At 67.8% G+C, this 8,940-nt stretch carries 8 protein-coding genes; 2 read left to right on the forward strand and 6 right to left on the reverse strand.

All coding sequences use genetic code 11. The features are described 5' to 3' along the window. Nucleotides 1-65: 65 nt before the first annotated feature. Genes BN1263_RS13480 through pilG form a run of 4 tightly spaced genes read right to left on the reverse strand, consistent with a single transcriptional unit; the run spans nt 66 to nt 3,456 of the window. A complete protein-coding gene (locus BN1263_RS13480; protein ID WP_058981797.1) occupies nt 66-2,102 on the reverse strand; it encodes a methyl-accepting chemotaxis protein in 2,037 nt (678 codons plus the stop codon). A 41-nt stretch (nt 2,103-2,143) separates the two neighbouring features. Further along, on the reverse strand, nt 2,144-2,674 hold the full coding sequence (locus BN1263_RS13485) for a chemotaxis protein CheW (RefSeq protein WP_019660097.1): 531 nt from the start codon (nt 2,672-2,674) through the stop codon (nt 2,144-2,146). Beyond that, the gene (locus tag BN1263_RS13490; protein WP_005410717.1) at nt 2,674-3,036 is read right to left on the reverse strand and encodes a response regulator; all 363 of its coding nucleotides are present in this window, start codon (nt 3,034-3,036) and stop codon (nt 2,674-2,676) included. Before BN1263_RS13490 ends, BN1263_RS13485 begins: the two co-directional genes overlap by 1 nt. An 18-nt stretch (nt 3,037-3,054) precedes the next feature. Then, nucleotides 3,055-3,456, reverse strand: coding sequence for a twitching motility response regulator PilG (pilG, locus tag BN1263_RS13495; protein WP_005418455.1), 402 nt, complete (start codon nt 3,454-3,456; stop codon nt 3,055-3,057). 240 nt (nt 3,457-3,696) lie between these two features. Between pilG and gshB the strand changes: the two genes are divergently transcribed. After that, nucleotides 3,697-4,644 (forward strand): glutathione synthase, encoded by a 948-nt coding sequence (gshB, locus tag BN1263_RS13500; RefSeq protein WP_019660098.1) that lies wholly within the window; start codon nt 3,697-3,699, stop codon nt 4,642-4,644. Beyond that, nucleotides 4,644-5,528 (forward strand): energy transducer TonB family protein, encoded by an 885-nt coding sequence (locus tag BN1263_RS13505; RefSeq protein WP_058981798.1) that lies wholly within the window; start codon nt 4,644-4,646, stop codon nt 5,526-5,528. The genes gshB and BN1263_RS13505 overlap by 1 nt, the downstream gene beginning before the upstream one ends. Before the next feature lie 492 nt (nt 5,529-6,020). On the opposite strand, the gene tsaB is transcribed toward BN1263_RS13505, so the two are convergent. Both tsaB and yoaA read right to left on the reverse strand, forming a co-directional pair. Further along, complete coding sequence (tsaB, locus tag BN1263_RS13510; RefSeq protein WP_058981800.1) at nt 6,021-6,734, reverse strand: tRNA (adenosine(37)-N6)-threonylcarbamoyltransferase complex dimerization subunit type 1 TsaB; 714 nt, start codon at nt 6,732-6,734, stop codon at nt 6,021-6,023. Between the two features lie 9 nt (nt 6,735-6,743). Next, a complete protein-coding gene (yoaA, locus tag BN1263_RS13515) occupies nt 6,744-8,792 on the reverse strand; it encodes a DNA repair helicase YoaA (protein ID WP_019660101.1) in 2,049 nt (682 codons plus the stop codon). Between the last annotated feature and the right edge of the window lie 148 nt (nt 8,793-8,940).

Here is an 8,940-nt window from a genome sequence, read left to right on the forward strand (position 1 = left end):
CGAGTTCTGGCGTGGGAAATGGAAATGCTTCATCGACTGGTTCCTTGCTCGCCGCCCTGCCCGCGTCACGCCGGCAGCTTGAAGTCGGCGACCGAACGACGCAGGTCGGCCGCCAGCTGCGCGAGGTGGCCGATCGATTCGGCGGTCTGCCCGGCGCCCTGCGAGGTCTGGCCGGTGATCTGCCGGATCACGCCCATGGTGCGGGTGATGTCCGCGGCCGCAGCCGACTGCTGCTGGGCGGCGATGGAGATGTTCTTGATGAGGGTGTTCAGTGCATTGGACACGCGCTCGATCTCGGTCAGCGCGGTGCCGGCATCCTCGGCCAGGCGTGCACCGGACACCACTTCGGCGGTGGTCTGTTCCATCGAGGTGACCGCTTCGTTGGTGTCGGCCTGAATGGCCTGCACCAGGTTCTCGATGCGTCGGGTCGCGCCGGAGGTACGTTCTGCCAGGCGCTGCACTTCGTCGGCCACGACCGCGAAACCGCGACCCGCTTCACCGGCCGAGGCCGCCTGGACCGCTGCGTTCAACGCCAGGATGTTGGTCTGCTCGGAAATGTCATTGATCAGTTCCACGATCGAGCCGATTTCCTGCGACGACTCACCCAGGCGCTTGATGCGCTTGGAGGTTTCCTGGATCTGGTCACGGATCTGGTCCATGCCCTGGATGGTCTCGCGCACCACGCCGGCACCTTCGGCGGCAATCACCACCGAGCGCTGTGCCACGTCGGCCGACTCGGCCGAGTTGCGCGACACCTGTTCGATGCTTGCCGCGATTTCGCCGATGCGGTCCGACGCCGAGGTGATCTGGTTGGCCTGGTGGCCGGCCGCCTCTGCCAGCTGCATGGCGGTGGCCTGGGTCTCCTGGGTGGACAGCGCGACCTTGGCCGAGGTGTCATTGATGGTGGTCACCAGGTGGCGCAGCTCGTCGACGGCGTAGTTGATCGCGTCGGCGATGGCACCGGTCATGTCCTCGGTCACCGAGGCCTTCACCGTCAGGTCGCCCTCGCCGAGCGAGGAGATTTCGTCCAGCAGCCGCATGATCGCCTGCTGGTTGCGGCTGTTGAACTCCACCTGGGTCTGGTAGCGCAGTTCCTGCTCGCGCGAGCGGCTGCGCACGTTGCTGGAAACGAAGCCGATGATCGCGATCAGCGACAGCGCACCGGAGACCACACCGATCCAGAAGTTCGGGAACAGGCGGGTGTCAGACACCGAGCCGAACGAGGAGAACGCGTCGAACAGCTTGCGGCTGTCATCCAGCATGTGGGCCGAACCCTGGCCCAGCGCGGTGGCGGCGGACTGCGCCGCGAACAGCTGGCGCGAGCTGGCCAGGATCGCGTCAGCGTCCTGCTTCATCGCTTCCCACTTCTGCTGCGACTGTTCCAGCGCGGCCACGGCAGCGGCACCGCGCACGGCGGTGATGCCCAGTTCCTCGTTGCCATTGCGCAGGCCGTCGAGCACCTGCGAGAACACGGTGATGTCACGCGCCAGCGCATCGCCGGCCGTAGCAGCGCCGCTGCCACCGGCGCGCATTTCGGTTACGCGGCGGGCCATGGAGCCGGCCACCACGACCTGCTGCAGTGCGCTGTACACCTGCGACGAGGGCGCGCCGGCAGCGGACATCGCACGCACCAGCTCGTTCAGCTGGGCCTGCAGCCCCGGCACGGCGCCGGTGAAGTTGTTGGCGTTGCCGGCCAGGGCCAGCACCGCCGGTTCACTGGCCACCAGCTGCCCGGCCTGCTTGCCCAGCGGCGCCCAGGTCTCGCCCAGCGTGGCGATCGCACCGGACACGCCCGGCTCCTTGCCATAGCGTCCCTGCAGGGTCGACACATTCTGTTCGATCGCGTTGCGGGTGGCCTTGAAGGCAGTGAACGCCTGCGCGTTGCCGCCCACCGCGTCACGGCCCTGGTTGGCCAGCTGCTGCGACAGCACCTGCAGGTCGGCCGCCTTGGAACCGGCATCGGCCAGGCGACTGCCCTGCCAGGTAGCGACGCCGGTGTTGACGCCGAACAGGATCATCGATGCCAGCAGCAGGAACAGCCAGAGGTTGCTGCCGCCCAGCCGCAGCTTGCCGGTCTTGGTGGCGTCCGAAGCAGTACTCATCGTTCAACCTCGATCTTCAATGCAGGGGGCGATGCCCGGCCTCAGGCCGCGGCTTGCCGGAATTCAGGGGTGCGCGACAGCAGCGAAAGCGAGAATACGCCCCAGTCGTGGCCATCGGCATGGAAGGCGCGATCGACGAAATGGCCGTAGCGCCCTTCGGCCAGCATGCCGGCCTCGATCTGCTGGTCCAGTTCGAAGCTGCGCTGGCCGAACAGTTCATCGATGGTCAGTGCGACGTCGCCACCGGCCTGGCGCATGATCAGCACGCGCTGGCCTTCCTGCTGCACGGTACGCACGCCTTCCAGGAAGTACTTCAGGTCGACCACCGGGAACAGGTTGCCGCGCAGATTGCCCACGCCGAGCAGCCAGGGCTGCGCGCATGGCACCGGGGTCACCGGCGGCATCGGCACGATCTCCACCACTTCGCGGAAATCGGACACCAGCCGGCGCTGGCCGACGCGGTAGCCCACGCCACGCCAGAGGTCCTGGGCGAACTGCCGTTCGGGCAGCTGCACCGCGTGGGCCAGGCTGCGGCGTTCATAGGCTTCGAGGATGTCGAAAGGCGAGCGCATCAGGCCACCAGTTCGTTGATCCGCGCGATCAGTTCATCCTCGCGCGGCGGCTTGACGATGTAATCGGCCGCGCCCTGGCGCAGGCCCCAGGCCTTGTCGGTTTCCATCGCCTTGGTGCTGACGATGATCACCGGGATGTGCTTGATCGCTGCGTCACGGGCCATCGCGCGGGTGGCCTGGAAGCCGCTCATGCCGGGCAGGACCACGTCCATCAGCACCAGTTGCGGCACCTGGTCGCGGACCAGCTGCAGTCCATCCTCGGCGTTGTCCGCTTCCAGCACCTCGTGGCCGGCACGGCGCAGCCACTGGGTGAACACCGCGCGGTCGGTCGGTGAATCCTCGATCAGAACGATACGAGCCATTGTGCCTTTCCCCCCTGGTCAGGCGTTGACGTATGTGCGGATGGCACCCAGCAGTTCTTCACGCGTGAATGGCTTGGTCAGGTATTGCTCCGAGCCGACGATGCGTCCCCGCGCCTTGTCGAACAGGCCATCCTTGGACGAGAGCATGATGACCGGGGTCGCCTTGAACAGCTGGTTGCCCTTGATCAGCGCACAGGTCTGGTACCCGTCCAGGCGCGGCATCATGATGTCGACGAAGATGATCTGCGGTTGCTGATCTGCGATCTTCGCAAGCGCTTCAAAGCCGTCGGTGGCGGTGACCACCTCGCAGCCTTCCCGCTTGAGCAGTGTTTCCGCAGTCCTGCGGATGGTCTTCGAATCATCGATGACCATCACCCGGAGTCCTGCGAGTTCCCCGCCCGCAGTCGTGTTTTCAGTCATTGCCTATCCCCAAGCGCACGGCCCGATCTCTGGCGGGGGCCGCTACGAAAGCGTATCTATATCGCACTTTCCGCGCCCGCTTCAAGGCCGCCCCATGGCGCGGGGCATGGCAGCCTCCTGAACGTGACGGGTTTCGCAATGAGTGCGCGAGCGCCGGGCGGACGCTGCGTTGCAGTATGGCAGGGAGGCGCGCGACCGGCGTTGCCGCTACCATCAACGCCTTGCCTGACAGGTGCGCCCATGCCGTTGAACGTCATCGTGGTGATGGACCCCATCGCCCACATCAAGATCGCCAAGGACACCACCTTCGCCATGCTGCTGGAAGCCCAGCGCCGCGGCCATGCCCTGCACTATGTGCGCCCGGGCGGCCTGGCCCTGGAGGGTGGCGTGGCAGTGGCCCAGACCGCGCCGCTGCAGGTGCGCGACGACCCGGCTGGCTGGTATGAGCTGGGCGCATTCAGCCGTACCGAATTCGGCCCCGGCCAGATCGTGCTGATGCGCAAGGATCCGCCGGTCGACGCCGAGTACATCTACGACACCCAGGTGCTGGACGTGGCTGCGGCCGCCGGTGCCTGCGTGGTCAACAATCCGCAGGGGCTGCGCGACTACAATGAGAAGCTGGCCGCGCTGCTGTTCCCGCAGTGCTGCCCGCCGACCCTGGTCAGCCGCGACGCCAAGGCCTTGAAGGCCTTCGCGCTGGAGCATGGCCAGGCCGTGCTGAAGCCGCTGGACGGCATGGGCGGCCGCTCGATCTTCCGCAGCGGCCAAGGCGATCCGAACCTGAACGTGATCCTGGAAACCCTGACCGACGGCGGCCGCAAACTGGCACTGGCCCAGAAGTTCATTCCCGACATCACGGCCGGCGACAAGCGCATCCTGCTGGTCGATGGCGAACCGGTCGACTACTGCCTGGCGCGCATCCCGCAGGGCGACGAGTTCCGGGGCAACCTGGCTGCCGGTGGCCGCGGCGAAGGCCGCCCGCTGAGCGAGCGCGACCGCTGGATCGCTGCCCAGGTCGGCCCGGAGATGAAGCGTCGCGGCATGCGCTTCGTCGGCCTGGACGTGATCGGCGATTACCTGACCGAGGTCAACGTGACCAGCCCGACCTGTGTACGCGAACTGGACGCACAGTTCGGCCTGAACATCGCCGGCACCCTGTTCGACGCGCTTGAGGCCGGCCTGCGCTGATGGCAACCGCACCTGCCGTCCTGCCCCCGCCACCACGCGAAGCGCAACGGCTGGGGGCGACCATCGCGCTGTCGGTGCTGGTTCACGCGCTGCTGATCCTGGGCGTGGGCTTCGCCGTGAAAGGCGATGCACCGCTGGTGCCCACGCTGGAAGTGATCTTCAGCCAGACCCGCACCGTGCTGACGCCGAAGCAGGCCGATTTTCTTGCCGCAGCCAACCAGGATGGCGGTGGCGAACACGACCGCGCACAGCGTCCGCGCGACAACCAGGCCGGCATCGTGCCGCAGGCGCAGCCCGGTTTGAGCCCGGTCCCACAGCAGCAGCAATCGGCCGCGCCGGTCCCGCCGCCACAGGCACGGGTGGTCAGCAGCCGCAATGGCGAAGAGGCGGTCGCGCAGGCCCAGTCCCGCCCCACGCCGGATCAGCCCGAACCGGACGCCCCGCTGAGTGCGCGCGAACAGCGCGATGTGGAAATGGCCCGACTGGCCGCAGAAGTGCATCTGCGCTCGGCGCAGTACGCCAAGCGCCCGAACCGCAAGTTCGTGTCGGCCAGCACGCGCGAGTATGCCTATGCCAATTACCTGCGGGCCTGGGTTGACCGCGCCGAGCGCGTGGGCAACCTGAATTACCCGGACGAGGCCCGGCAGCGCCGGCTGGGCGGCCAGGTGGTGATCAGCGTGGGCGTGCGCCGCGATGGCAGCGTGGAGAGCAGCCGGATCCTGCGGTCGAGCGGAACGCCACTGCTGGATGAGGCGGCACTGCGGGTGGTGAAGCTGGCGCAGCCGTTCCCACCGTTGCCGAAGACCGAGGATGAGATCGACATCCTGCAGGTCACCCGCACGTGGGTGTTCCTGCCCGGCGGCGAACTGCGCGACGACCGGTAGGGTTTGTTGGCCGGGCCTGCGGCCCGGGACCCGCTGAAAGGCTAGAGCAACGGCAACAGCAACAGCGGCGGTTGGTGTACTGAAGCGTGGCGAGGCGGTGTCGGGCGGCGGGGACGCCGCAAGTACGTCCGTGTAGGCTTAGCCGCGGCATCCATGCCGCGGATACCCCGCCGCCCGACCCCCCCCCGCCTCTGATAGATCGCGGCGCACCACTGCTTTGGTAGGTGTCGACCTTGGTCGATACACATCCACGCCACGCGTGGATGCAAGCGAAGCGACCCGCTTTTGATTTTGACTTTTCTTTTTTGATCTTCTGTGGCGGACGTGCACGGAAACTGTCAGAGGCCGGGCGGGTGGGCTGCGCAGGGGCGTGAGCCGCATGGATGCGGCGACCGAGCTTACAGGGACGTACTTGCAGCGCCCCCTGCGCAGCCCACCCGCCCGGCCAAACCACGGCTTTTGATCTACGCGACCAATCCCGCCACGAGGGGCTCAGCCGTTGGCCTTCGCCTTCGCCTCGCGCGCGGCCTGCTGCTCGACCAGGGTCAGTGCCACGTTGTCACGCAGGTATGCTGGTTCGACCTTCTCCGGTGCGACGGTTTCGCCGCGGGCGAACGCCGGCACCGCCAGTGCGAGCACGTCCGACGCACGCGGAAGCGCCGTGGCATCAAAGCCGCGCAGGCCGGTGCCCAGGTGGGTCACCAGTGCCCCCTCGGCTGCACCGAAACCGGTGCCGACACCGTAGGCCGACAGCCCTTCCGGCAGCGCTACCGCAGCGGGTGCGCACACGCGTTCGGCATCGCGTGCCACCGGCAGGCCGTCCACGCGCTCGAAGCGGGCGACGTAGAGTTCGCCCATCCGCGCATCGATCGCCGACAGGATCTGCGTTTCTTCCGCCGGTGCGCGCAGCGCCAACACCTGCAGCGTGGAGATCGGCAGCAGCGGGCGGTCCAGTGCCAGTGCGATGCCCTGGGCAATGGCAATCGCCAGGCGCACGCCCGTGAACGCACCCGGACCGCGGCTGAGCGCGATACCGTCCAGCTGGCGGCGGCTGATGCCGGCTTCGGCCAGCAGCGCCTCGGCCCACGGCAGGCTCAGTTCGGCATGCCGGCGCGGGGCGATCTCGAAGCGTTCCAGCACCTGCCCATCGACATGCAGGGCAACGGAACAGGCTTCGGTGGCGGTTTCAAAGGCGAGCAGTTTCATCGGATCAGGTCAGAACAGGGGGAACGTGACACCGGGCGCCGGCTCCGGGCCCGCCGCGGCGGCGGCGGTCGGAACGGCATCATCGGCCACGGGCGCCCATTGTGGCGTAAAGAAGGCCTGCACATCGGCCAGGCTGCGGGTGCGCCGGAACGGCGGCAGCGACTCAAGAAAGACCCGGCCATAGCCACGGTTGAGCAGGCGCGGATCGCACAGGACCAGCACGCCCCGGTCGCTTTCGCTGCGGATCAGGCGGCCAACGCCCTGCTTCAGGGCGATCACCGCCTGCGGCAACTGTTCGTCGCGGAACGGATTGCCGCCCTGGCTGCGGATCGCCTCTAGGCGTGCCTCGTAGACCGGGTCGTCCGGTGCCGCGAACGGCAACTTGTCGATCATCACCACGCTCAGCGCCTCACCCACCACGTCCACGCCCTCGCGGAAACTGGCCGAGCCCAGCAGCACCCCATTGCCCGATTCACGGAAGCGCTGCAGCAGCGTCGCACGCGGCGCCTCACCCTGCACGAACAACGGCCATGGCCCATCGCGCAGTGCCTCGGCGGCCTCACGCAGGGCGCGATGCGAAGCGAACAGCAGGAACGCCCTGCCCTGCGAGGCCTGCAGCACCGGCCGCAGGGTCTGGATCAGCGCGGTTCCGAAACCACGTGCGGCCGGATCGGGCAGGCCTTCAGGCAGGTAACACAGCGCCTGCTCGGGCCAATTGAACGGACTCGGCTGGACCAGCGTCTGCGGGTCGTCCAGCCCGAGGCGGGTGGCGATGTGATCGAAACCACCGCCCACGGTCAGCGTCGCCGAGGTGAAGATCCATGCCGCGCGACTGCGCTCACGGTGCTCGCGCAATGGACCGGACACGTCCATCGGCGTGCGCTGGCAGCGGAAACCACGCGGGGTGAGCTCATACCAGAGCACATCGGTGGCATTGCCGGTGTCCGCAGGATCAGTATCGAAGTCGAGGGCGGGTTCGTCATCGCCCAGCCAGCGACCGAGCCGCGAAACCGCCTCACGCGCCCGCGCATGGCAGGCATCCAGGCCCGCCGCGGCTTCGCGCAGCGGCTGCAAGGCCTGCTCCAGCGTCACCAGGCCAGCCATCACCGTATCGAAGCCATCACGCACCTGCGGCATCGTCAGCGCACGCCACTGCGTGCCGCGCGGCGGCAGCCCCTCCATCGCCGAACGCAACGCCAGCAGCGCCTGCTGCAAGTGGTCGACCGGTTCCTGCAGCGCCGACTGCGCCCCCCCGACGCCGCGCGCTTCGGCCAGGCAGTCGCGGCCCAGCTCCTGCCACGGGCGCATGCCGAAGCCTTCGCCGAAGAACTGCGCGGCCAGTTCAGGCAACTGATGCGCCTCGTCGATGACGAAGGCCTGCGCCCCCGGCAGCAGCTCACCGAAGCCATCCTGCTTCAATGCCAGGTCGGCCAGCAGCAGGTGATGGTTGACCACCACTACGTCTGCCGCCTGCGCACGTTGCCGCGCACGCACCACGAAGCAGTCTTCCCAGAACGGGCAGTCGGTGCCCAGACAGTTGTCGACGGTGGAGGTGACCATCGGCAGCAGCGGCGAATCATCGGCCAAACCGTCCAGTTCGGCGATGTCGCCGAACTCCGAGCGTCCGGACCAGGCCAGGATGCGCTGGAACTGCGCCGCCTGTTCTGGGCTTGAGAAGCGCGGCTCGCCCCGCGCCTGCTGCAGGCGGTAGCGGCACAGGTAATTCGAACGTCCCTTCAGCAGCGCACTGCGCAGGCCGACACCGAGTGCCTGGCGCACACGCGGCAGGTCGCGGTGGTAGAGCTGGTCCTGCAGCGCGCGGGTGCCGGTGGAGATGATGGTGCGCAACCCGGACAGCAGCACCGGCACCAGGTAGGCGAACGTCTTGCCGGTGCCGGTACCGGCCTCGGCCAGCAGCAGGTCACGCTGCTGCAGCGCATCGGCGATGGCTTCGGTCAGGCGCAGCTGGGCCGGGCGCGGGACGAAGGCGTCCAGATGCGAGGCGAGCGCGCCGCCGTCGCTGAGGGCTTCGCGGCTGGCATGGACAAGGTCGGACATCAGAGGGAAAGGATACCCGGCCGGGCGCTGCCCGGCACCCGTTTCAAGCCAGAGCCAGAGCAACGGCAACAGCGTTGTCATGGCTCTGGGTTGTACTGAGGGTTGGCGGGGGACTGCGGGTTTGCGGGGACGCCGTGAACCCGTCCTT

The sequence above is a fragment of the Stenotrophomonas thermophila genome (assembly GCF_001499715.1).
Taxonomy (GTDB): domain Bacteria; phylum Pseudomonadota; class Gammaproteobacteria; order Xanthomonadales; family Xanthomonadaceae; genus Stenotrophomonas; species Stenotrophomonas hibiscicola.

Coding starts and splice junctions, on each gene's coding strand:
- BN1263_RS13480 (WP_058981797.1), bottom strand. CDS start 2,102: ATGAGTACTGCTTCGGACGCCACCAAGACCGGCAAGCTGCGGCTGGGC.
- BN1263_RS13485 (WP_019660097.1), bottom strand. CDS start 2,674: ATGCGCTCGCCTTTCGACATCCTCGAAGCCTATGAACGCCGCAGCCTG.
- BN1263_RS13490 (WP_005410717.1), bottom strand. CDS start 3,036: ATGGCTCGTATCGTTCTGATCGAGGATTCACCGACCGACCGCGCGGTG.
- pilG (WP_005418455.1), bottom strand. CDS start 3,456: ATGACTGAAAACACGACTGCGGGCGGGGAACTCGCAGGACTCCGGGTG.
- gshB (WP_019660098.1), top strand. CDS start 3,697: ATGCCGTTGAACGTCATCGTGGTGATGGACCCCATCGCCCACATCAAG.
- BN1263_RS13505 (WP_058981798.1), top strand. CDS start 4,644: ATGGCAACCGCACCTGCCGTCCTGCCCCCGCCACCACGCGAAGCGCAA.
- tsaB (WP_058981800.1), bottom strand. CDS start 6,734: ATGAAACTGCTCGCCTTTGAAACCGCCACCGAAGCCTGTTCCGTTGCC.
- yoaA (WP_019660101.1), bottom strand. CDS start 8,792: ATGTCCGACCTTGTCCATGCCAGCCGCGAAGCCCTCAGCGACGGCGGC.